This is a genomic window from Agromyces mediolanus, assembly GCF_023715325.1.
GTDB lineage: Bacteria > Actinomycetota > Actinomycetes > Actinomycetales > Microbacteriaceae > Agromyces > Agromyces mediolanus_A.
This window is the reverse complement of sequence record NZ_JAMBNX010000006.1, coordinates 149922-172881: the sequence shown is the minus strand read 5'-3', so window position 1 is coordinate 172881 and position 22960 is coordinate 149922. Positions and strand designations below refer to the sequence as shown.

Below are 22960 nucleotides of genomic sequence, written 5' to 3'. Positions count from 1 at the left end.
CACCCGGGCCCAGCCGAGCAACCGTGCCGCCGACGGCGACGTGCGCCCCTCCACCGACGATTCAGTAGTGCTCACGGAAACCACCGATGAAGGTGACGGTCGTGCCGTCCGGATCATGCAGCTCGGCGAGGCGTACCCCCTTGTTGACCCCGACGGAAGCGCCGATCTCGAATCCCCGGCCACGCGCCGCTTGAACGTGCTCGTCGAGGTCGTCCACGGCCAAGTTGAGGGAGCCGCTGCCTGCAGGACCGGCCTGTGTCGAGAGCTGCACCCACCCGTTCTCGGTCAGGCGCCACTCGGCGAGCAACCCTGGCATCGGCACGTTGGTCGGCGCCGCGTCGAACAGTCGTGAGTACCAGTCGGTCGCCGCATCGAGGTCCGTTACGGGGACGACGGCGAGGACATGCCGGATGCTCATCACGCGCTCCCTTCGACGTGGCGCACCAGCGCGTCCAGCCAGGTGCCGGTGCCGCGCTCGCGCCACTCCGGGCGCTCCAGGCCGTCCAGGAAGGCGCCCTGCTCGGTGAGCACCAGCCTCGTCCCGCGCCCATCGGGAACGAACTCCACGGTGGTCAGCGACACGGTCGCAGGGCGATCATCCGAGCTGAGAAGCGCAGAGAACACGATCCGCTCCGAGGCGAGGATGTCGTGATAGGTGGCGTGGAACCGCACTCGATGCCCGTCAGCGAGCGTCGTGTCGACGGTCTCGGACCCGCCGACGGTGAAGTCCAGCCGATAGCTTTCGGCGTCCGCCGCGAACCAGCTGCGCTTGGCCGGCTCATCCGCCCACGCGGCGAACACAGCAGCCGCAGAGGCGTCCAGCCGCCGTTCGAGCATGAAGTCGGAGTGGGCGACGACGCGCTCACTCGTGTCGTGATCAGTCATGGTCGTTTCCTTTCGTCTGCGTATCGATGAATTCGCCGAGATCGTCGAGCGCCCGCTCCCATGCGGTCTGCTGGTGTTCGACCCATTCCCTCAGAACGTCGAGCGATCCGGGCTGGAGCGTGCAGGTCCGCACACGTCCCACCTTCTGCGTCTGGATCACCCCGGCAGCTTCGAGGACCGCGAGATGCTTCATCACCGCGGGGAGGGACATCGCCAGCGGTGCCGCGAGCTCGCCGACCGTGGTCGCGCCGCGCGCGAGCCGCTCGACCATCGCACGACGTGTCGGGTCGGCGACCGCCTGAAGGACAGCACCCAGAGAATGATCAACCACAAAGTTAAGTATTCCGCAGCCAGACAAAATAGTCAACCAGGAGGTGAACTATTGCGTTTCGCACCGACAGGGAGACTCTCCAGTTGGAGGGTCACCCTTTCGGTGCGGGCTTCGTCGCTCTACCGCTGGTCGTCGAGCGCCCGTGCCCCGCCCGGACGAGTCGCAAGCGCGATCAGTGCGGCGAGCGTCGCGACCGCGACTGCGATACCGGCGACGAGAGCCCAGAGCGGCTGCTCGGTGATCAGCGTCGTCGTGACGAAGACGGCGCCGAACACGATCGTGCCCCCCGGAGATCCACCCGGACTGCCGCTGCGTGACTGGTGGGCGGGGTCGACTCCCCCGCGGCTTGAACAGTCTCGGCAGCATGATGAGGAGCACGACGAGACCTGAGCCTTCCGCAGGCCGGCGCACCGACGAGAACCCGAGCCGCCGCCGCGATATCCGCCCGTAGAATCGGACCCGTGCCCGCAGCCCAGCAGCCCTCGAAGGCAGAGTCGACGCGTGCCGCGATCCTCGGGGCGGCGACGGAGCTGCTGAGCGAGCACGGCGTGCGCGGGGTGACGGTCGAGGCGGTCGCGGAGGCCGCCGACGTCTCGCTCGGGCTCCTCTACTACCACTTCGAGAACCGGCAGGATCTGATCCGCGCGGCGCTCGCGGAGGCGCTCGACCACTACGCGTACCGGCGCCCGCCGCAGGAGCTCCCGCCGGCCGAGCGCCTCCGCACGGCGCTCAGCCAGCACGTCGGCGTAACGACGGAGGCCGCGAGGCAGGACCGCGTGTACGCCGAGGCGATGCGGGCGGCGGCGTTCGACACGGCCATCCGTCCGGCCCTCGCCAGGACGCTCGAAGGCTGGAACGGCGGGATGACCCGGCTCGTGTCGGCGGCCGTGCCGCAGCTCGCCGAGGCGCACCCGGAGGCGCCGGCCGAGACGGCGACGGCGCTCACGGCGCTCGTCGACGGGCTGCAGCAGCGCGTGCGCTCCTCGCTGCTGCCGGCCGAGCGCGGGCTCGAGCTGCTCGGCCTCGCCACCGAAGCGGTCCTCGCGGGCGGGCCGTCGGATGCCGGCTGAGACGGAGAAGCCCCCCTCGAAACGCGACCGCATCCTCGCGGCCGCGGCGCAGGTGATCGGCGAGCGCGGGCTCGACGCGTTCGTCGTGAAGGACATCACGGCGCGCGCCGGCGTCACCCCGCAGTTGACGTACTACCACTTCCCGAATCGGCAGGCACTCGTCCGCGGGGTCTTCCAGTACGCGGCCGAACGGGCGCCCTCGGTGAACCTGCTGCACCTCGACCGCGAGGCGAGCGGCTACGAGGCGCTGCGCAGTGCGCTGCACGCCGAGTTCGACGACTCCCCCGAGGTGCGCGACCTGAACCTCATCTGGAACGAGGTGACCGCGCTGCCGATCGAGGACCCCGAACTCGCCGAGGCGGTGCAGCGCGCGACGGAGCGTTGGAACGAACAGGTCACCATCGGCATCCTGCGCGGCCTCGCCGACGGCTCGGTCGAGACGGCCGCGGCGCCGCAGGCTGTGGCCGAACTCCTCACGGCCCTGGTCGAAGGGCTCAGCCAGCGCTGGCTCGCCGGGCTGATCACCCCGGACGACGCCCGCCGGACCCTCGACGTGGTGCTGTCGACGATCCGGCGGGCGTGATCGGGCTCAGAGCGTGCCGTAGACGGCCTTCCCGCCGAGCAGGGTGAGCTCGACCTTCGTGTCGACGATCTCGTCGGTCGGCACCTCGGTGATGTTGCGGTCGAGCACGATGAGGTCCGCGTACTTGCCGACCTCGATCGATCCGGTGGTGTCGTCGCCGTGCATGATGCGTGCCGGGTTGATCGTCATCGCGCGGATCGCCTCCTCGATCGTGAGCCCGCGGTCCTCGCCGAGCTTGCCGGTGAAGCGCTCGCCGCCGTCCGGGTTCTCGCGGGTCATCGAGATCTGCAGCGAGGCGAACGGGTTCAGCGGGTCGACCGGCCAGTCGCTGCCGTTCGCGACCTGCGCGCCCGCGTCGGCGAGACTGCCGATCGGCTCGGTGCGGGCGAACCGCTCAGGCCCGAGGGTGTCCTGGGCGGCGTCGATCGAGTCGAACGCGGGCTTCGCCCACTGCAGCCCCATGGCGGGCAGCACGTCGAGCTCCGCGAAGCGCGCCAGATCGTCGGGGTGCACCGACTCCGCGTGCGCGATGGCGAGCGGCGTGTCCGAGTCGGACTGGGCGCGGGCGATCTCGAAGGCGTCGAGGGCGGTGCGCACCGCGCGGTCGCCGATCGCGTGCGGCTCCGGGGTGATGTCCTCGTCGAGGAGCAGCGCGACGATCGCCCCCATCTGCTCGGCCGTGTACGCGGGCTCGGGCCCCGCGTCGGTGCCGGGCTGCCAGTCGGGCGCCTCCTCGGTGCCGACGTTCACGTAGTACGGCTCGAGGAAGGACGCCGTCAGCGCCGGCGCCTGCAACACGCCGTCGAGGCCGAACTCCGCGACGTTGTTCACCGCGATGCCCGGCTCCTGGGCCGAGGCATCCGTCCCCCACTGCTCGCGGTACGCGAGCACCTCGTCGACCGCGGCGCGCGGGTCGGCCTGGCCAAGCTCGGCGGAGATGTTCGGCGCGAGGAACACGCGCGTCGTCAGCTCGCCGCGCTCCCGCAGCTCGGTCATCGCCGAGGCGATGTCCTCGCCGGAGATCTGGTCCAGGTAGGCCGTGACGCCGACGGCGGACAGCGCCGACATCGCCGCCGACGCTGAGGTGACGCTCTCGTCGAGCGTGCGCGGCGGCACGATCTTGCCGCGCGCCATGAACGCGGCGCCCTCTTCGAGGATGCCGTTCGGCACGCCGTTCGCGTCGACCTCGATGTGCGGCGGGCCGGAGTGCTCCGAGGTGATGTTCGCAACCTCGAGCGCCTTCGAGTTCAACAGCACCGAGTGCCCGTCGGTCGTGTACACGAGCACCGCGCGCTCGGTGTCGAGCGCGTCGAGCACGGTCTTGTCGACGGTGACGCCCTGCGGCTGCATCGCCTGGCGGTACCAGGTCTCGACGATGAGGGGCTTGTCGGTGTCGCCCTCCTCGTCGAGGCATCCCTGGATCTTCTCCTGGAACTGGGGGATCGTCAGCGACTCGAAGTTCAGGTTGCAGGCCGTCAGCTTGTCGCCGCCGAGGAAGGTGTGCACGTGGGCGTCCTGCATGCCCGGCATCAGCATCTTGCCGTCGAGGTCGATCACCTCGGTGCGCTCGCCGATGAGCTGCTTCGCGCCGGCGTCGTCGCCGACGTACACGATCTCGCCGTCGGTGATGGCGACGGCCTGCTGCACGCTGTTCTCGGCGTCGACGGTCCAGACGAAGCCGTTCGTCAGCACCGTGTCGGCGGCGTCCGCGTCGGAGGCCGGGGTGGCGGGGGTGCACGCGGCGAGGAGGCCGGTGACGACGGCCGCGATGCCGATCGCCAGGAGGCGTGTTCGTCTCGGAGAGGGGTGGGTGGGGGTGCGCATGCGCGTTCCTTTCTGGGGTGGGATGGTCGTTCGGGGGTGGCTACCGGGTCGGCACGGTGGGCACCTCGTCGGGTTCGGATGCCTCGTCGGCATCCGGCCCGTCGGCAGCGTCGGCGGCGTCGGCGGCGTCGGCCTCATCGATGCCGAGTTCGGCGACGGGGCGGCGGAAGCCGCGGGTGACGGCGAAGAGCACGATGACGCCGACGACGGTCCAGACCGTGCCGAGGATCATCGCGTCGGCGCTCAGGTGCACCCAGAGGAGGCCCGTCCCTGCCGCGCCGAGGAGCGGCAGCACGATGAAGCGCACGATGTCGGCGGGTGTGCGCCGGCGGCCCTGGCGGATCGCGTAGTGGGCGATGACGGCGAGGTTCACGAAGGTGAAGGCGATGAGGGCGCCGAAGTTGATCACCGAGGAGATGAGGTCGAGCGTGGGCGTGATCGCGAGCAGCACGACGAGGCCCGCGAGCACGGTGGTGAACACCGGGGTGCGGAAGCGCGGACTCACCGCGCCGAACCAGCGCTTCGGGGCGAGCACGCCGTTCCGGCCCATCACGTACAGCAGCCGGGAGACGCTCGCGTGCGAGGACAGGCCCGAGGCCACGGCTGCGGCGAAGGCGACCGCGACGAACAGCAGCTGGAACGCCTGGCCGCCGACGAACAGCGCCAGCTCGGGCAGGGTGTCGTCGGTGTACTCGAAGCCGTCGAGCGTCGGGAAGGCGGACTGCGCGAACCACGCGCCCGCGAAGAAGATCGCGCCGCCGATGAGCACGGTGAGCATGACCGCCCGCGGCACCGCGTTCGGGTCCTTCGCCTCCTCGGCGTACATCGTGACGGCGTCGAAGCCGATGAAGGAGAAGGCCACGATCGTGGTGCCCGCGAGCACGGCCGACAGCTGCACGCCGTCGTGCCAGATGGGCTGCAACGAGAACAGCGTGCCGGTGCCCAGGCCCTTCGAGATCTGCAGCCCGGCGAGCACGAGGAACGCCGCGATGCCGGCGAGCGCGGCGATGAGCAGCACGCCGTTCACCCGGGATGTCGCCTTGACGCTCACGACGTTGAGCCCGATGAGGAGGGCTGCGACGCCGACCACCCAGACCCACCCCGGCACCTCGGGGAAGAACTGCTCCATGTAGAGGCGGATGATGACCGCGTTCACGACGGGCAGCAGCAGGTAGTCGAGCAGCGAGGCCCAGCCGACGAGGAAGCCGAGCCCCGGGTGGATCGCCTCGCGCGTGTAGGTGTACGCGGAGCCGGCGGCCGGGAACGCGCGCACCATGGCGCCGTAGCTGAGCGCGGTGAACAGCAGCACGACGAGCCCCACGAGGTACGCCGTCGGCACGACGCCGTCGGTCTCCTCGCTCACGATGCCGAAGGTGTCGAACACGGTCACCGGGGCCATGTAGCCGAGGCCGAGCCCGACGATGGCCCACATCCCGAGCGAGCGCTTGAGGGTCGGTGCTGTCACTGCGCACATCCTTGTGTCTCCGAGGCATCCGTCGCCCCGTCGCTGGCGCCGCGGCAGTGCCGTCGGCTTGAACGAGTGCGAGCCTAGAAGGAGTTATTGAAACTCACAACATGAATGACTAGTGATGTTTTCAAACCGTTACCGCGCAGTGCACGGCGCGAGCAGCGAACGCCCCCGCATCCGGAACGGATACGGGGGCGTTCGGCGTCGCGCGGCGGCGAGGCTCAGTAGCTCGTCATCGGCATTCCGCGGACCGCCTCGTAGACCTGCGCGAAGAACCAGATCATCCAGATGAGCGCGATGAGGAATGCGGCCACGTTCACCGCGATGACCGCCCAGAGCGGACCGGAGCCGCGATTGCCGCTCTGCCGGCGCACGAAGACGCTGCGACCGACGACGTAGACCGCCGACCACAGGAACGCCCACGCCCAGTGGAACCGACGCTGGAACCCGAGCCGACCGAGCGCCGCGTAGTCGAGGTAGGAGAACCAGACCAGGAGCCCGTAGCTCACCCAGCCGATGACCATCATCGAGAGGTACCAGGGGTCGAGCATCATCGACAGGCTCGAGCCGTAGGGGTTCGCCATCGACTCCCGGAGGTATCCCTGCACGTCCCAGAAGAAGAGACCGAAGATCCCGATGAGCGGGATGAACACGATGAGCCAGACCCACACGGTGTCCGACTTGGTGCCGACTGGCACCCGGGTCCACTGCGTCGCGTAGCCCCGGTACGGCGCGGGACCGGCAGCTGGTGGATCCGCGAGCGGGGCGGCCGGCGCGGGGGCCGCAGGCACGCCCGGCGCGACGTGCTCGGTCCAGCCGATCCCGTCCCACCAGCGCTGTCCGCCGCCACCGGCGGGGTCGGGGTACCACCCTGGGGTGATCTGCTGGCCGTTGGCGTCCGTCATCGAGGCTCCCGTCTCTCCTCCGCCATGCTAACGACGTCACGCGGCTTGACGCCGGCACGACGCTCCGCTATATCTATACCCCCTAGGGGTATTAACGCTCGGATCCCGAGCCCCCGTCCGAAACGGAGCAGAACCATGTCACCCAGCAGCAGATCCGGCGCCCGCCGCGGTCTCGGCCTCGCGCTCATCGCGGCCGCTCAATTCGTCGTCATCATGGACACCTCGATCATCGGGGTCGCCCTGCCCGATATGCAGGCGGCCCTCGGCTTCTCCCCCGAGTCGCTGTCGTGGGTGTTCAACGCCTACGTCGTCGCCTTCGGCGGGCTCCTCCTCCTCGGCGGCCGCCTCGCCGACGTGCTCGGCGCCCGCCGCGTCTTCATCGCCGGCTGGGTCATCCTCGCGCTCGGCTCGATCGTCGCCGGCGCCGCGCCCGACGCGGTCACCGAGATCGTCGGCCGCGCCGTGCAGGGCGGCGGGGCGGCACTCATCGCGCCCGCCGCGCTCTCGCTGCTCATGGCGCTCTTCGGCGGCACCGCCGAGCTCCCCCGCGCCTTCGCCGTGTACGGCGCTGCGGCGCCGATCGGCGGCACCGCGGGCGTGTTCCTCGGCGGCGTGCTCACCGAGTACGCGAGCTGGCCGTGGGTCTTCTACGTGACCGTGCCGATCGCGGTGCTCGTCATCGCGCTCACGCCGGCGGCCCTCCCCGCCGTTCCCGGAGGCCGCGGCTCGGTCGACCTCGGCGGCGCCGTCACGGCGACGCTCGGCCTCGCCGCCATCGTGTACGCGGTCGTCCGCGCGCCGGAGGCCGGCTGGGGCGGACCCGAGACGGTCATCGGCCTCGTCGTCGGCGTCGTGCTCCTCGCGCTCTTCTTCGTGATCCAGGCCCGTCGCCGCACCCCGCTCCTCAGGCTCGGCCTCTTCCGCGCCCCGCAGCTCGGCGGCGCGAACCTCGCCCAGCTCCTGCTCGGTGCCGCCTGGGTGCCGATGTGGTTCTTCCTGAACCTCTACCTGCAGCAGGTGCTCGGTGCCGGCGCCTTCGCCTCGGGCGCGGCACTCCTGCCGATGACGGCGCTCATCGTCGTCGTGATGGTGGCGCTCGCGCCCCGGCTGCAGGCCCGCTTCGGCGCGAAGGCGCTCATCGCCTGGGGCTTCGTGCTCCTCGCGGTCGGCCTCGGCTGGCTCGCCCTCGTGCGCCCGGACGGCGCGTACGCGCTCGACGTGCTGCCGGCCTCGCTCGTCGCCGCGTTCGGCATGGCGCTCGCCTTCGTGCCGTCCCTCGGCACCGCGATCAGCGCCGCACGACCGGAGGAGGCGGGGGTCGCCTCGGGACTCGTCAACACGAGCTACCAGATCGGCTCGGCGGTCGGCCTCGCCATCCTCACCGCGGTCGGCGCGGCCGCGACGAGCGGGACGGATGCCGCGGGCCTCACCTCCGGCTACGCGGCCGCGTTCCTCGGCGCGGCGATCGTCGCGGCGGTCGGCTTCCTCGCGGCGGTGCTGTTCCTGCGCGGCCGGGGCCGGGGCGCCTCGGACGCGGAGCAGCCGGAGGCGGCGGAGCTCAGCTCCGGCGCCTGACCCGCTTCACCTCGATCTCGGAGGCCGCGCCGAACCGGCGGCGGTGCCAGAAGCCGATCCCCTCGATCAGCACCCAGGCGACTGGCACCGCCCAGGCCATCGCGATGAGCGTCTCGCGCCCCGGCATGGCCAGCTCGAGGAACTGCTGCGCGATCGGCACGACGAGCACGAGCGCGAGGCCCACGACCATCGCGACCACCACGCCCGCCTTGATCCAGGTGAACGGGCGCGACAGGACGCCGAGGATCCACAGCCCGATGAGCGCGAGCGTCACCATCGACGCCGTGCGCACGGCGTCCTCGGCGTCCCCCGTCGCCCGCGCGATCCCGGACACGACCGTGATCGCCCCTGCGACGACGAGCCCGGCCGGGATGGCGAACGACAACGAGCGGCGGAGGAAGCCGGGCACGTAGCGCCTGGAGTTCGGCAGCAGTGCGAGGAGGAAGGCGGGGATGCCGATGGTGAGCCCGTCGGTGACGGAGAGCTGGCGGGGCAGCAGCGGGAACGCCCAGAGCAGGATGCCGAACAGCACCGACATCGTGATCGCGTACGCCGTCTTCGAGAGGAACAGCATCGACACCCGCTCGATGTTGGCGATCACCCGCCGCCCCTCCGCGACGACGCCCGGCAGGTGCGAGAAGCGGTTGTCGAGCAGCACGATGCGGGCCACCGCCTTCGTCGCGGCCGAGCCCGACTCCATCGCGATGCCCATGTCGGCGTCCTTGATCGCGAGCGCGTCGTTCACGCCGTCGCCGGTCATCGCGACGGTGTGCCCCCGCTCCTGCAGCGCGTGCACCATCGCCCGCTTCTGCACCGGGGTGACGCGCCCGAAGACGCGGTGCTCGTCGAGCACCCGCCCGAGCTCGGCCGGGTCGCTCGGCAGCTCGCGGGCGTCGAAGCCCGCTCCGGCGTCGAGGCCGACCTCACGGGCGACGGCGGCGACCGTCAGCGGGCTGTCGCCCGAGATCACCCGCACGGCGACGCCCTCCTTCGCGAAATAGCGGAGCGTGGATGCCGCGTCGTCGCGCACCACCTCGCGGAAGGTGAGCAGGGCGACCGGCACGAGCCCGCCGGGCAGCGCGGCGCGCTCGACGAGCTCGGCGTCGAGCACCTCGGGCGAGTGGGCGAGCAGCAGCGTGCGCCGGCCGCTCGCCGCGAGCTCGCGCCCCCGCTGCAGTGCCGCGGCGGCGCCGGCGCCGGCGCGCTCGGCGCCGCCCTCCGCGAGCACGAACTCCGGGGCGCCGAAGACCCAGGTCCCCCGGGCCCCGTCGGCGAAGGAGACCGCGCTCCACTTGCGTCCGGAGGAGAACTCGATCCGATCCGCTGGGGCGATGCCGCCGTCGTCGGGGAACCGCTCGGTGAGGCAGCGCGCCGTGGCGTTCGCCTCGGGCTCCGCCCCGTGCCAGGCGAGAACCCGCTCCCACTCGGCGGGCCGCTCGCCGCCGAGCTCGTGCACCCCGTCGAAGCGGATGTCGCCCGTCGTGATGGTGCCGGTCTTGTCGAGGCAGATGAGGTCGACGCGGGCGAGCCCCTCGACCGCCGGCAGCTCCTGCACGAGCACCTTGTGCGAGCCGAGCTTCACGGCGCCGACCGCGAACGCGATGCTCGTCATCAGCACGAGCCCGAGCGGGATCATGGCGATCACGGCCGCGACCGAGGCCGTCGCGGCATCCCGCCACGCGCCGCTCTCGATCGCGTGCTGCCAGCCGCCCGCGGCCTGCATGTTCGCGTTCACGACGACGATCATGATCGGGAAGATGGCCCAGGTGATCCACTTCAGGATGCGGTCGACCGAGCCGCGCAGTTCGGAGGCCACGAGCGAGAAGCGCTTCGCCTCCGCGGTCAGCGTGGCCGCGAACGCCTGGTCGCCGACGGCGGTCACGACGGCCCTCCCCTGACCAGCGACGACGATCGAGCCGGACAGCACCCGGTCGCCGGGCAGCTTGTCGACCGGGTCGGACTCGCCCGTGAGCAGGGACTCGTCGGCCTCGAGGCGGCGCCCGTCGAGCACGACGCCGTCGGCGGTGACCTGATCGCCGGCGCGGAGCACGAGGAGGTCGCCGAGCACGACCTCGCGCACGGCGAGCTCCTGCTCCTCGCCGTCGCGGACGACGCGCGCTCTCGGCGCGTGGAGGAGGGCGAGCCGGTCGAGCGCCCGCTTGGCGCGGTACTCCTGGGTGACGCCGATCGCGGCGTTCGCGATCGCGGCGAACCCGAACAGGGCGTCCTGCCAGCGGCCGAGGGCGAACAGCAGCGCGAAGCCGCCGACGACGATGCCGTTGAAGAGCGTGAAGACGTTCGCGCGGAGGATGCTCCACAGGCTCCGGCTCGAGGCATCCGACGCGATGTTCGCGAAGCCGGACGCCGCTCGCCGCTCGGCCTCGGCCCGGCTCAGGCCGCGGACCGGATCGGTGGCCTCGAGCTGCGTCGCGTCATCCACCGCTTCCCCCGATCCCCCGGCCGGCCGTCCCCCGGCCGACGGGGTCGAGTCTGGCACAGCGCCGAGGCGCGGCGCGAGCGTCCCCGCGTGCGTGTCAAGGCCCTGGGCGACAACGGGGTCCGGTGGGACGATCGGGCCATGGACGCAGGAGAAGAGACCCACGCGCAGCCCGAGCCCGTCGAGGACGGCCACGACGATGCCGATCGCGGACGGAAGCTCGAGGGCGTGATCGAACAGGTGCGCGGCGATGCGCTCCTCGGCAACGTCGACGACGTCCGGCGGATGGTGACCGAGCGGCTGACGCAGGCGGGGCTGCCCGCCTCGGAGCACGATGTCGACGCGGTGGTCACCGCCGTCGGGGATGCCCCGTCCGGCGGCTGAGCCCGGGGCTCGCCACCGACTCAGGATTGTGTAACAATATGCCCGGGCGACGGGACGGCGCGGCCGGGACACCGTCCCGTCCCGCCGCCCGATGGACCGGCCGAGCGCCGAGGGTCAGGAGCGCGCCGTGGCCTCGCCGACCGGTTCCGGATCGATCGCGCCGAGGAGCGCCTCGGCCGTGAGGGCGGGCGCGCCGATCGGCGCCCCGTACCAGTGGTCGGCCGCCCGTGTGCAGGTGCACAGGCAGGCGATGACCTCCTCGGAATTCATGGCCCGGAAGAACTCCCGGTGCGGCACCGGTGGCGTGCGTCGTCGCATGTCCCATCCCATCGCTCACGCTCGACGACCTGTCGGCCGTCATGGAAGAGACGCGTGCGGGGGCGGATCATGACGCCGGTCGCGCGAAATCGGCGATCACCCGGGCAGTGCTAGAGCGAGCCGCCCGCGACGTCGAAGGTGTTGCAGGTGCCGGCCCCGCCGTCGAAGCCGGTCTCGAACCAGCGGATGCGCTGCTCGCTCGTGCCGTGGGTGAACGTGTGCGGCATGACCTGACCCTGCATCGACTGCTGGATGCGGTCGTCGCCGACCGCGGCCGCCGCGTCGAGCGCGGAGCGGTACTCGGCCGGAGTGATCGGCTTCAGAAAGGCCACGCCGTCGCCGTCCCTGGTGCTGGATGCCGCCGCCGCCCAGGCTCCGGCGAAGCAGTCGGCCTGCAGCTCGACGCGCACCGCGTTCGAGCTCGGGCCTGTCTGCCCGTCACGGGTCGACTCGAGCACGCCGGCGAGGTTCTGCACGTGGTGCCCCCACTCGTGCGCGATGACGTACATCTCGGCGAGCGGTCCGCCCTGCGCCCCGAAGCGCGTGCGCAGCTCGTCGTAGAAGGTGACGTCGAGATAGATCGTCTCGTCGGGCGGGCAGTAGAACGGGCCGGTCGCCGAGGTGGCCTGCCCGCAGGCGGTCGAGACCGACTGGTCGAACATGACGAGGTCGTTCGGTGCGCGGTAGGCGACACCGATCTCCGGCGCCTCCGCCGCCCAGTAGCTCTCGAGCGAGGCCGAGGCGCCCTTCATCCGGCACTCCACGCGCTCGTTCGCGTCCTGCCCGGTGAGGCAGGTCTCGAGGCCCGGTTCCTCGACGACCTCCTGCTGCTGCTGCTGACCTGTACCGCCCGCGAGGCCGGTGAGGTCGACGCCGAGCAGCTGCGAGACCAGGAAGAGCACGATCAGCACGCCGCCGCCGCCCGCCACCGCGATCCCGGTGGTGCGACCGCGCTTGGAGGCCTTGCCGCCGCTGATGTCGGCGTTCGGATCGAAGGTCATGGTGCGACGCTACTCCGCCTCGGGGCGCCCCGTCTCGATGTCCGGGTCGTCGAGCTCGGTGCTGTCGTCCTCGTCCTCGTCGGGCTCGGCGTCCGGCTCGGGCTCGGGCTCGGGCTCGGGCTCGGGCTCGGCTTCCGGCTCGGGCTCGGCTTCCGGCTCGACGTCGATCGCGAAGCGGTCGGTCGCCTCGATGAGCGCGTCGAGGATGCCGGGCTCGTCGAACGCGTGCCCGGCGTCGTCGATGATCCGCAGCTCCGCCTCCGGCCAGGCGACGTGCAGGTCCCACGCGGTCATCATGGGGGTGCACAGGTCGTAGCGGCCCTGCACGATCACCGCGGGGATGTCGCGCAGGCGCTCCGCGTCCCGGATCAGCTGCCCCTCGTCCCACCAGCCGCCGTGGCGGAAGTAGTGGTTCTCGATGCGGGCGAAGGCGGTCGCGAACTCCGGCGAGCCGTACGCCTCGAGGTTCTCCGGCTGCGGGAGCAGCGTGATCGCGGCGGCCTCCCAGCGCGCCCACGCGATCGCGGCCGGCTGATGCACGGCGGGGTCGGGGTCGTTGAGCAGCCGGCCGTACGCCTCGATGAGGTGCGAGCGCTCGCCGTAGGGCACGGGTTCGACGAACTCGCGCCAACGGTCGGGCAGCAGGGCGGCCGCACCGCCCTCGTAGAACCAGTCGAGCTCCGCCCGGCGCAGCGTGAAGATCCCGCGCAGCACGAGCTCGGTCACCCGCTCGGGGTGCGTCTCCGCGTAAGCGAGGCCGAGGGCGCTCCCCCAGGACCCGCCGAACACCTGCCAGCGGTCGATGCCGAGGTGCGCACGGAGCCGCTCGATGTCGGCGATCAAATGCCACGTGGTGTTCGTCGCGAGGCTCGCGCCCGGCTCCGAGGCGTGCGGGATGGACAGGCCGCAGCCGCGCTGGTCGAACAGCACGATGCGGTACTTCTCGGGATCGAAGAGGCGCCGGTGCGCGGGCTTCGTCGCGCCGCCCGGGCCGCCGTGCAGGAACACCACGGGCTTGCCGGCCCGGTTGCCCGAGACCTCCCAGTAGATGTGCTGACCGTCGCCGACATCCAGCATGCCGGTCTCGAGCGGTTCGATCTCCGGGTACAACTCGCGCATGGGCCCACGGTATCCGCGCCGGGATGCCTCGGCCGCGCGCCGCGCCGATTGGTCTGACCGATCGAACGGGCCCGGCCGCGAGCGATGCTCAGGATGCCAGGCGTTCAGCGGTGCCGCGCGGCGGGCGTAGGCTCGGGGCATGGCAGCGAAGAAGCCGGTCACCGTCACCCTCACCGGGGCCGGCGGCCAGATCGGATACGCCCTCCTGTTCCGCATCGCGTCGGGAGCCCTGCTCGGGCCCGACACCCCCGTGCGCCTCCATCTGCTCGAGATCCCGCAGGGGCTCCGCGCGGCGGAGGGCGCTGCGCTCGAGCTGCAGGACTCGGCGTTCCCGCTGCTTGCGGGCGTCGAGGTCACCGACGACGCGCGCGCCGCGTTCTCCGGCGCGAACGTCGCCTTGCTCGTCGGCGCCAGGCCGCGAACGGCGGGCATGGAGCGCGCCGAGCTGCTGCAGGCGAACGGTGGCATCTTCGGGCCGCAGGGCGAGGCGATCAACGCCGCGGCCGCAGACGACATCCGCGTCGTCGTGGTCGGCAACCCCGCCAACACGAACGCGCTGATCGCCGCAGCGCACGCACCGGACGTGCCCGCCGACCGCTTCACCGCGCTCACCCGGCTCGATCACAATCGCGCGCGCGGGCAGCTCGCGGTCGCGACCGGCACCCCCGTCGCCGAGATCCGCGGCGTCACCATCTGGGGCAACCACTCGGCGTCGCAGTTCCCCGACCTCGCGCACGCGACCGCGGCGGGCGACGCCATCCCGGCCCTGCTCGCGGCCAAGCTCGGCCACGAGGGGTACCGGGAGTGGCTCGCCGGCGAGTTCATCCCGCGGGTCGCCAAGCGCGGCGCCGAGATCATCGAGGTGCGCGGTTCCTCCTCGGTCGCCTCGGCCGCGGCGGCCACCATCGACCATGTGCGGGACTGGGTGCAGGGCACGCCGGACGGCTGGACGAGCGCCGCGGTCGCCTCCGACGGCTCCTACGGCGTGCCGGAGGGGCTCGTCTCCTCGTTCCCGGTCGAGTCGGTCGACGGCGCGTGGCGCATCGTCCAGGGCCTCGCGATCGACGAGTTCGCCAGACACCGCATCGACGCCTCGGTCGCCGAGCTCGTCGACGAGCGCGAACAGGTGCGCTCGCTCGGGCTGATCTGACCCCGCACGCCGCCTAGGCTGGCAGCATGGCCGATCGCGAACCGCTCTCCCCCGCCCGTCGCAGGCAGCTCATCGTCGGGATCATCGTGGGCGCGCTCGTCGGCGTCGGCGTGAGCCTGTGGACCGGCTTCTGGCTCTGGCTGCCCGCCGGCCTCGTCGTCGGCCTCGCGGCCGGCGCGATCATGCGCCCGCCGAGCGAGTGAACGCGGCGACGGCCGCAGCGACCTCGCGCCGCACCTCCGCGTCGTCGCGCGCCTAGGTCGCGAGCGCTACTTCTTGGCGGACTTCTCGGGCACGGGCAGGGTGCCCGCCCGACGCTGCTCGTCGAACCAGGCGCGCGCCTCGTCCTGCCGCTCCTGCTCGATGCCCGTCGCGATCGTCGCGCGGAGGTGCTCGGGGCGGAAGCCGAAGGCGTCGACGAGGTCCTGCGCGTACGGGCGCAGGCGCTCGACGAGCCGGTCGATGTAGGCGCCGACGGCCTGCGCGCGCTGCGGCGAGAGCCGGCCGTTCATGAGGTACCAGGCGAGGTGCTTCTCGATCAGGCCGAGGCCGAACAGGTCGCGCACCCAGGTGAGCACCTGCTTCGTGCCCGCATCCTCGACGCGGGCGAGCGCCCGGGTGAACGCCTCCCACTGCAGCAGCTCGCCGTGCGCGCGGGCCGCCTCGATGAGCTCGTTCTGGTTGCGGTTGAACGCGGCGGCCGCGTCGGCCTTCGGCAGCTTGCGGGCGTCGCGGAGGCGGCCGGCGATCTCGGCGATCATCGTCTCGACGCGGTCGGTGAGCAGCTCGCGCTGGGATGCCTCGTCGCGGAGCCCGGTGACCGAGCGCGCCGTCGAGCCGAAGTCCGCGATGGTCTGGCCGAGGCGGCGCAGGCCGGTGCCGTGGTAGGCGCGCTCGGCGGTCTGCGACACGACGTAGCGGGCCATCGCGCCCGCGTCGGCGTTCTTGAACTGCTTCGAGAAGTCGGTGAGCAGACGCTTCGCGACGAGCTGGAGCAGCACGTTGTTGTCGCCCTCGAAGGTGACGTAGATGTCGAGGTCGTGGCGGAGCCCGGTGATGCGGTTCTCGGCGATGAAGCCGGCGCCGCCGCAGGCCTCGCGGGCCTCCTGCAGCGTGTCGAGGGCGTGCCACGTCGACAGCGGCTTCAGGGCGGCCGCGATGGTCTCGAGGTCTTGCCGGTCGTCGTCGCTGTCGGCCGCGCCGCTGAACACGGCGTCGAACTTCACGAGGAACTCGTCGTGCGCGAAGTACTGCGCGTACGTCGTCGCGAGCCGCGGCAGCAGCCGGCGCTGGTGGCGCTGGTAGTCGAGCAGCACCTCTTCCTCGGTGTCGCTCGAGGCGGTGAACTGGCGGCGCTGGTTGCCGTAGGTGACGGCGATGGTGAGCCCCATGGCGCTCGCGACGGTGGCGGCGCCGTCGAGCGAGACCCGGCCCTGCACGAGGGTGCCGAGCATGGTGAAGAAGCGGCGCCCGGGGCTCTGGATCGGCGAGGAGTAGGTGCCGTCGGCGGCCACGTCGCCGTAGCGGTTCAGCAGGTTCTCGCGGGGGATGCGCACGTTCGTGAAGTGCAGGCGGCCGTTGTCGATGCCGTTCAGGCCGCCCTTCAGCCCGTCGTCCTCACCGCCGACGCCCGGCAGGAAGCGGCCCTCGTCGTCGCGGATCGGCACGTAGAAGCAGTGCACGCCGTGGTTCACGCCGTTCGTGATGAGCTGAGCGAAGACGGTCGCGTGCTTGCCGTGCAGCCCGGCGTTGCCGAGGTACTCCTTCCACGCCGCGCGGAACGGGGTGTGGATGACGAACTCCTCGGTCTCCGGGTCGTACGTCGCGGTCGTGGCGATCGCGGCGACGTCGGAGCCGTGGCCGATCTCGGTCATGGCGAAGGCGCCGGGCACCTCGAGCGACATGATCGCCGGGAGGAACTTCTCGTGGTGCGGCTTCGTGCCGAGGTGCAGCACGGCGGCGCCGAACAGCCCCCACTGCACGCCCGACTTGATCTGCAGGCTCGGGTCGGCGATGACGAGTTCCTCGAACGCGGCGATGTTGCCGCCGTGGTCGTCCGCCCCGCCGAGCGCCTTCGGGAACGCCCGGTGCACGGCGCCCTGCTCGACGAGCAGCTTCAACTGCCCGAGCACGCGCTCACGGTGCTCGGCCATCGTCTGCCCCTCGATGCGCTGCAGCTCGGGCATCGCGGCGCGCTCGCGGGACGCCAGCCGGATGTCGGCCCAGGTGCCGAGCAGCTGACGGCCGAGGGCGGCGACGTCGACCTTCGGCCCCGCGGCGGAACGGGCGGCAGGGGTGGCGGTCTTCGCCTCGGTGCGCGCTGCAGTGTCAACCATCTTCGGTCTCGCCTCCGACTTCGCTGGGTGGGTGTCCCCTCACGCTACGACCGGCCCGGCGGCACCCGAAACGCTCGGTCGACGGGCGACAAGCCGGGCCGGGGACGGGTCCGCGCGGACTGTGCAGAGTCTACAAATGAGGCATCCTGCGCCCTTTGATGTTCGACAAGGACGCGGGTCGCGGCGCACTCAGCCGCACTCAGCCGTACTCAGCCGCACTCAGCCGTACTCAACCGCGGAAGAAGGCGTTCGCCCGACCGGTCCAGAGCAGGGCGATGACGATGACCGCGATGGCCGCCGAGAAGTACTCGCCGATGGCGCCCGCCGGATAGGCGATCGCGAAGAAGATCGAGGCGATGATCGAGAGCACCTCGATCACCGTGATCACCACGCGCGAGACGGGGCTGCCGCGGAGCAGGCCGTTCGCGACGACGATGACGATGGCGCCGATCAGGATCGACACGATCGCCGAGGTGATGAGGCCGCTCGCGCCGCCGAACGCCTCAGCGGTCGCCGCGACGCTGGTCTGGAAGAGCAGGAGCGTGCCGCCGATGATGTCGAGCAAGCCCGAGATCCACGTCAGCACCGCGACGAGCGTGACCCCACCGGGCCGTTTGACCTGTCCCATATCGATCCCCCCGGATCCCGCCGCCCGATGCGGCGCCTGGCCCCGATCGTAGCGACGAGACCGGTCAGTAGGCGAGACCGTGGCCGTGCCGGAACAGCGGGTCGGCGGTGTCGAAGGGCACGTCGGGCCGGTTCGCCTCGACCGCCGCCATGCTCGACGGCAGGTCGAAGGGCAGCTTGCCCTTGGGCTCGGCGGCCCCCGTCAGCACGTCGAGCACCGCCCGCGGGCTCGCGCCCCAGTTGCCGGTGAGCGCCGCGAGGCCGTCCACGATCGGGGTGAGGATGGCCGGGCGGTCGAGGAAGACGTCGACGACCGTCGGCACCGCCGCCGCGACCTCGCGCACGTGGGCCACGACCTCGTCCGCGAAGTCGAGCGAACCGGAGTGGAAGAAGTTCTCGAAGAACGTCGGCCGCTCCTCGAACGGCGCCTGCAGGCGGAGGATCGCGACGTCGGCCTCGGCCGGGCTCGCCACGACCGTGCCGTACTCGCCGGCGATCTCGGCGTCGATGCCCTCGACGTAGAGCTTCAGGCCTCGCGCGAGGGGCAGCACCGGTGCGGCCGGCGCCCCGGCGATGGCGCGCTCGCGGTTCACGAGCAGCGTGATCGCCGCACGCTGGGCCGCCTCGCCCGCCGCGACGAAGTCGGCGCGGCCGACGAGCTCGCGGGCGCGCTCGACGTCGACGAACGGCCGGTCGAACAGGCCGAGCACGAACTTCTCGCGCAGCAGGCGGCGGGCCGAGGCATCCAGCCGCTCCTCGCTGAGCTCGCCGTCGCGAACGAGCTCGATGAGGAGCTCCGGCACCGCCTCGCCGCCGAACTGGTCGCAGCCCGCGTCGATGACCTTCTTCATCCGCTCGCGCGGCGCGAGGTGCTCGACGCCCCAGGCGCGCGCCGGGAAGGGCGCGCCCATGATCTCGGAGTCGGTGATGAGGCCCCAGTCGGTGCAGACGATGCCGTCGAAGCCGTAGCGCTCGCGGAGCAGGCCCGTGATGACGGATCTGTTGAAGCCGAAGCCGACCTCCTCGTACTCGGTGCCGACGGGCATGCCGTAGTACGGCATGATCTGGCTCGTGCCCGCCTCGAACGCCGCCTCGAAGGGCTTCAGGTGCAGCTCGAACTGCCCGCCGGGGTAGACCTGCTCGCGGCCGTGCGCGAAGTGCGGGTCCTCGCCGTCCTGCTGCGGACCACCGCCGGGGAAGTGCTTCGTCATCGTGGCGACGGAGTCGGGGCCGAGCGTCTCGCCCTGGAAGCCGCGGATGTAGGCGGCGCCGAGGCGGCTCGCGAGCTCCACATCCTCGCCGAAGGTCTGCAGCGCGCGCGACCAGCGCGGCTCGGTCGCGAGGTCGATCTGCGGGTGCAGGGCGACGCGGATGCCGACCGCCGTGTACTCCTGGCGGGCGATGTCGCCGAAGCGCTCGACGAGCTCCTCGTCGCCGATCGCCGCGAGGCCCATCGTCTCGGGCCAGACCGAGAAGGCGCCCGCGAGGAGGCCGGCCAGCGGGTTGTCGGTGTACGAGTGGCGGGGGTCGGTCGAGATGGTGACCGGGATGCCGAGCCGCGTCGAGGCGGCGAGCTCCTGCAGGCGGTTGTGCCACTCGGCGATCTGACCGGCGTCGGCGGGCGCCTGGAGCACGTTGAAGTGCGTCAGGTGGCGGTCGAGCACGTAGTCGGTCGTGGCCGGCAGGCCGAAGGTCGCATCTCCCTCGGAGAGCGTGCCGCCCTCGCCGATGCCGATCATCGTCTGGAAGAAGAGGCCCGCCTTCTCCTCCAGGGTCATCTGCGCGAGGAGGATCTCGACGCGCTCGGCGACGGGGAGGCTCCCGTCGCGGTAGCGGAGGTCGAGGGTCGTCTGCTGCTGATCGGTCATGCCTGCACTCCTTCATGCTCGGGCTCGGTGGAGCCAGCATAAACCGAATGCCGCTAGGTTTTCGAGTGCCGGGTCGTCAGGCCGCCTGGACGACCTGGATGAGGCCCTCGCCGTAGGCCTCGCGCTTCTTGGCGCCGATGCCGGTGATGCCGTCGAGCTCGGCCAGGCTGCCCGGGCGCGCGACGGCGACCGCCCGGAGCGTGGCGTCGCCGAACACGATGTACGCGGGGACGCCCTGCTCGCGCGCCACCCCGGCGCGCCACGCGCGCAGCGCCTCGAACAGCTCGGCCTGCGCCGGCTCGAGGTCGGCGGCCGCCGGGGCCGCCCGGCGTTCGCCGCGACTGCGGCCCGGGCGCTCGGGCTCGGTGCGGAAATGCACCTGACGGGTGCCGGCGAGCACCTCGGCGGACGCCTCGCTCAAGCCGATCACGCCGTACTCGCCCACGGTCTGGGCGAGCCCCTGCGCGAGGAGCTGGCGCACCACGCCGCGCCACTGCTGCTCGCTGAGCTCCTGCCCGATGCCCCAGGTCGCGAGCGAGTCGTGGCCGTACTGCTCGACGCGCGGGGTGCGCTTGCCGCGCAGGATGTCGATGAGATGCCCGGCCCCGTAGCGCTGGCCGCGCTCGCGCTGCAGGCGCACCACGGTGGAGAGGAACTTCTGGGCGACGACGGTGCCGTCCCAGGAGGCGGGCGGCTCGAGGCAGGTGTCGCAGTTGCGGCACGGATCGCTCTGCTCGCCGAAGTAGGCGAGCAGGTTCTGCCGACGGCACTGCACCGTCTCGCAGAGGGCGAGCATGGCGTCGAGGTGCGAGGCGAGGCGGCGGCGGTGGGCGAGGTCGCCCGGGCTCTCGTCGATCATGCGGCGCTGCTGCACGACGTCTTGCAGGCCGTAGGCGAGCCAGGTGGTCGAGGGCAGCCCGTCGCGCCCCGCGCGCCCGGTCTCCTGGTAGTAGCCCTCGACGGACTTCGGCAGGTCGACGTGCGCGACGAAGCGCACGTCGGGCTTGTCGATGCCCATGCCGAAGGCGATCGTCGCGACGACGACCACGCCGTCCTCGCGGAGGAAGCGGTCTTGCGTGCGGCGGCGCAGCTCGGGGTCGAGGCCCGCGTGGTACGGCATGGCGTCGACGCCGTTCGCCGCGAGGAACGCGGCGATCTTCTCGGTGCTCGCCCGACTCAGCGCGTAGACGATGCCCGCGACCGGGCGGCCGTCGGCGTCGACGCCCTCGGTGCGGACGAAGTCGAGCAGCTGCTTGCGCAGCTCGAGCTTGGGGGCGATGCGGTACTGGATGTTCGGCCGGTCGAAGCTCGCGACGAAGTGCTTCGCCTCGCCGAGGGAGAGCCGTTCGGTGATCTCGCGGTGCGTCGCCTCGGTCGCCGTGGCCGTCAGCGCGATGCGCGGCACCTCGGGCCAGCGCTCGGCGAGCTCGGCGAGGGCGAGGTAGTCGGGACGGAAGTCGTGCCCCCACTGAGCGACGCAGTGCGCCTCGTCGATCGCGAAGAGCGAGATGGCGCCGCGGGCGAGGAAGCGCTTGGCGCCCTCGCTGTTCAGCCGCTCGGGCGCGATGTACAGCAGGTCGAGCTCGCCGGCGAGGTAGGCGCGCTCGACTTCGGCGCGCTCGGTCGGGGCCTGGCTCGAGTTGAGGTACGCCGCCCGGACGCCGTTGCGCAGGAGCGCGTCGACCTGGTCGTGCATGAGCGCGATGAGCGGCGAGATGACGATGCCCGTGCCCTCGCGGAGGAGCGCGGGGATCTGGTAGCAGAGGCTCTTGCCGCCGCCCGTGGGCATCAGCACGACGGCGTCGCCGCCGCCCGCGAGCTGCTCGATGATCGCCGCCTGGTCACCGCGGAAGTCGTCGTAGCCGAAGACGGTGCGGAGCGCCTCGAGCGCCGAGTCGAACTTGGCCGGCGCGGCACGGTGGGCCTGGGGCCGGCTGAGCCCCGGCGCGTCCGCGGGGGGCGGCGGGGGCGGCGCCCACTCGTCGTCGGGCGGCAGCAGCTCGTCGGGGTCCCAGGGGACCTCCTCGATCCCGTCGGGCGCGCCGTGCTGAGTCATCGCATGGAGTCTACCGGCGGCCGCCGACGCCGGCCCCGGGTCATCCACCGCCCGCCCGGGCGGTCAGTAGCCGAGGCGCGAGCGCAGCACCGTGAGCGCGTGGGAGGTCTCGACCGCCAGCTCCGGCGACATCGCCGACACCACCTGGACGAGCACGTCGCCCACGAGGATCGAGGTGAGCACCTCGGCGGTGAGCCCGGTGGGGGTGTGCGGCGCGTGGAGCGAGACGGCGACCTTCGGCGCGAGCCGTTCGCGCAGCTCGTCGGTGACGAGCACGCACTGGGCGCCGACCTCGCGGCACCGGCCGATGATCGTCTCGACCTCCGGGTTCACCCGCCCGGGGGCGAAGAGCACCGCGACGTCGCCGGACCGGAGCGGCAGCAGCCCGTCGGCGAGCCGGAACCCGTCGGCGTCGAGGTGCGTGGCGGCCCGACCGGACCGGCCGAGCCGGAGCACGAGGTGGGCGGCCGCGATCGACGACGCCCCCACGCCGTAGCAGTAGATGCGGCCCGCCCTGGCGAGGAGGGAGGCGGCGGCGGTGACCTCGTCGACCTCGAGCGCGTGCTTGGCGAGCTCGAGCTGGTCGCTCGCCTCGTTCCAGACGCTGCCGACGATGCGGCCGACATCCTCGCCCGCGCGGTCCAACCGCTGCCGGACGCGCTCCTCGGGCGCGACCTCCTCGGTGAACGGCGCGGCGACCTGGCGCTTCACCTCGGCGAGCCCCGCGTAGCCGAGCTTCTGCAGGGTGCGGATGACGGTGGCGTTGCTCGTGCCCGTCTCACTGCCGAGCTCGGCGGCGGTGGCGAACAGGATGCGCTCGGCGGTGCTCCCGGCCAGGAGGCCGCTCACCGCGCGCTCGGCCTTGGACAAGCCGTCCCACGCGTCGCGGACGCGTGATCGCAGCTCGATCACGCCGGGGTTCCGCGTATCACTTGTTACGAACTGCGGGTTGTGTGTATCGTTCATTCCGCGAGCATCCTAACTCGTAACACCCATTCCAAGACTGACGCCGGTGCCATGGTA

The 22960-nt window shown here is 71.9% G+C and carries 22 protein-coding genes; 6 read left to right on the top strand and 16 right to left on the bottom strand.

Annotated elements, in window-relative coordinates:
• Positions 1 to 61: 61 nt before the first annotated feature.
• The 4 genes from M3147_RS12370 to M3147_RS12355 all read right to left on the bottom strand — a co-directional run bounded on the left by M3147_RS12370 (position 62) and on the right by M3147_RS12355 (position 1491).
• Positions 62 to 418, bottom strand: coding sequence for a VOC family protein (locus tag M3147_RS12370; protein ID WP_251203776.1), 357 nt, complete (start codon positions 416 to 418; stop codon positions 62 to 64).
• Entirely contained in the window at positions 418 to 885 is a 468-nt protein-coding gene (locus M3147_RS12365) for an SRPBCC domain-containing protein (protein ID WP_251203775.1), read from the bottom strand. Before M3147_RS12365 ends, M3147_RS12370 begins: the two co-directional genes overlap by 1 nt.
• Complete coding sequence (locus tag M3147_RS12360) at positions 878 to 1216, bottom strand: ArsR/SmtB family transcription factor (protein WP_251203774.1); 339 nt, start codon at positions 1214 to 1216, stop codon at positions 878 to 880. The genes M3147_RS12365 and M3147_RS12360 overlap by 8 nt, the downstream gene beginning before the upstream one ends.
• Positions 1217 to 1335: 119 nt before the next feature.
• Complete coding sequence (locus M3147_RS12355; protein WP_251203773.1) at positions 1336 to 1491, bottom strand: hypothetical protein; 156 nt, start codon at positions 1489 to 1491, stop codon at positions 1336 to 1338.
• Positions 1492 to 1677: 186 nt separating this feature from the next.
• On the opposite strand from M3147_RS12355, the gene M3147_RS12350 reads away from it, so the two are divergent.
• Positions 1678 to 2286, top strand: coding sequence for a TetR/AcrR family transcriptional regulator (locus M3147_RS12350; protein WP_251203772.1), 609 nt, complete (start codon positions 1678 to 1680; stop codon positions 2284 to 2286).
• Positions 2276 to 2869: a TetR/AcrR family transcriptional regulator gene (locus tag M3147_RS12345; protein ID WP_251203771.1), complete on the top strand. Its 594-nt coding sequence runs from the start codon at positions 2276 to 2278 to the stop codon at positions 2867 to 2869. Before M3147_RS12350 ends, M3147_RS12345 begins: the two co-directional genes overlap by 11 nt.
• A 6-nt stretch (positions 2870 to 2875) precedes the next feature.
• Here the strand turns inward: M3147_RS12345 and M3147_RS12340 are convergent, their stop codons facing one another.
• The 3 genes from M3147_RS12340 to M3147_RS12330 form a co-directional block, all read right to left on the bottom strand.
• The gene (locus M3147_RS12340) at positions 2876 to 4693 is read right to left on the bottom strand and encodes an amidohydrolase (protein ID WP_251203770.1); all 1818 of its coding nucleotides are present in this window, start codon (positions 4691 to 4693) and stop codon (positions 2876 to 2878) included.
• Between the two features lie 40 nt (positions 4694 to 4733).
• Positions 4734 to 6167, bottom strand: coding sequence for an APC family permease (locus M3147_RS12335; protein ID WP_251203769.1), 1434 nt, complete (start codon positions 6165 to 6167; stop codon positions 4734 to 4736).
• A 215-nt stretch (positions 6168 to 6382) separates the two neighbouring features.
• The gene (locus M3147_RS12330; protein WP_251203768.1) at positions 6383 to 7066 is read right to left on the bottom strand and encodes a DUF2510 domain-containing protein; all 684 of its coding nucleotides are present in this window, start codon (positions 7064 to 7066) and stop codon (positions 6383 to 6385) included.
• 135 nt (positions 7067 to 7201) lie between these two features.
• Here M3147_RS12330 and M3147_RS12325 point away from each other — a divergent pair, with 135 nt between their 5' ends.
• Complete coding sequence (locus M3147_RS12325; protein WP_251203767.1) at positions 7202 to 8641, top strand: MFS transporter; 1440 nt, start codon at positions 7202 to 7204, stop codon at positions 8639 to 8641.
• Here M3147_RS12325 and M3147_RS12320 read toward each other — a convergent pair.
• A complete protein-coding gene (locus tag M3147_RS12320; protein ID WP_251203766.1) occupies positions 8625 to 11081 on the bottom strand; it encodes an HAD-IC family P-type ATPase in 2457 nt (818 codons plus the stop codon). The two genes, M3147_RS12325 and M3147_RS12320, sit on opposite strands and share 17 nt — an antisense overlap.
• Before the next feature lie 138 nt (positions 11082 to 11219).
• Here M3147_RS12320 and M3147_RS12315 point away from each other — a divergent pair, with 138 nt between their 5' ends.
• Positions 11220 to 11462 (top strand): hypothetical protein, encoded by a 243-nt coding sequence (locus M3147_RS12315; RefSeq protein ID WP_251203765.1) that lies wholly within the window; start codon positions 11220 to 11222, stop codon positions 11460 to 11462.
• 114 nt (positions 11463 to 11576) lie between these two features.
• Here M3147_RS12315 and M3147_RS12310 read toward each other — a convergent pair whose 3' ends face one another.
• The 3 genes from M3147_RS12310 to pip form a co-directional block, all read right to left on the bottom strand.
• A complete protein-coding gene (locus M3147_RS12310; RefSeq protein WP_251203764.1) occupies positions 11577 to 11780 on the bottom strand; it encodes a hypothetical protein in 204 nt (67 codons plus the stop codon).
• A gap of 110 nt (positions 11781 to 11890) precedes the next feature.
• Positions 11891 to 12781, bottom strand: coding sequence for a KPN_02809 family neutral zinc metallopeptidase (gene ypfJ / locus M3147_RS12305; RefSeq protein ID WP_251203763.1), 891 nt, complete (start codon positions 12779 to 12781; stop codon positions 11891 to 11893).
• Positions 12782 to 12790: 9 nt separating this feature from the next.
• Positions 12791 to 13900, bottom strand: a complete 1110-nt coding sequence (gene pip, locus M3147_RS12300) for a prolyl aminopeptidase (RefSeq protein ID WP_251203762.1) — start codon at positions 13898 to 13900, stop codon at positions 12791 to 12793.
• Between the two features lie 139 nt (positions 13901 to 14039).
• Between pip and M3147_RS12295 the strand changes: the two genes are divergently transcribed.
• Positions 14040 to 15050 carry a malate dehydrogenase gene (locus tag M3147_RS12295; protein ID WP_251203761.1) on the top strand — a complete coding sequence of 337 codons (1011 nt, stop codon included), beginning with the start codon at positions 14040 to 14042 and terminating at the stop codon, positions 15048 to 15050.
• Positions 15051 to 15076: 26 nt separating this feature from the next.
• A complete protein-coding gene (locus M3147_RS12290) occupies positions 15077 to 15253 on the top strand; it encodes an HPP family protein (protein WP_251203760.1) in 177 nt (58 codons plus the stop codon).
• 66 nt (positions 15254 to 15319) lie between these two features.
• Here the strand turns inward: M3147_RS12290 and M3147_RS12285 are convergent, their stop codons facing one another.
• The 5 genes from M3147_RS12285 to M3147_RS12265 form a co-directional block, all read right to left on the bottom strand.
• Complete coding sequence (locus M3147_RS12285; RefSeq protein WP_251203759.1) at positions 15320 to 17386, bottom strand: acyl-CoA dehydrogenase family protein; 2067 nt, start codon at positions 17384 to 17386, stop codon at positions 15320 to 15322.
• Between the two features lie 229 nt (positions 17387 to 17615).
• Positions 17616 to 18014: a DUF7144 family membrane protein gene (locus M3147_RS12280; RefSeq protein WP_251203758.1), complete on the bottom strand. Its 399-nt coding sequence runs from the start codon at positions 18012 to 18014 to the stop codon at positions 17616 to 17618.
• 64 nt (positions 18015 to 18078) lie between these two features.
• The gene (locus M3147_RS12275; RefSeq protein ID WP_251203757.1) at positions 18079 to 19881 is read right to left on the bottom strand and encodes a glycoside hydrolase family 3 protein; all 1803 of its coding nucleotides are present in this window, start codon (positions 19879 to 19881) and stop codon (positions 18079 to 18081) included.
• Between the two features lie 76 nt (positions 19882 to 19957).
• Positions 19958 to 21937: a DNA helicase RecQ gene (gene recQ / locus M3147_RS12270; RefSeq protein WP_251203756.1), complete on the bottom strand. Its 1980-nt coding sequence runs from the start codon at positions 21935 to 21937 to the stop codon at positions 19958 to 19960.
• Between the two features lie 63 nt (positions 21938 to 22000).
• The gene (locus tag M3147_RS12265; protein ID WP_251203755.1) at positions 22001 to 22849 is read right to left on the bottom strand and encodes a MurR/RpiR family transcriptional regulator; all 849 of its coding nucleotides are present in this window, start codon (positions 22847 to 22849) and stop codon (positions 22001 to 22003) included.
• Between the last annotated feature and the right edge of the window lie 111 nt (positions 22850 to 22960).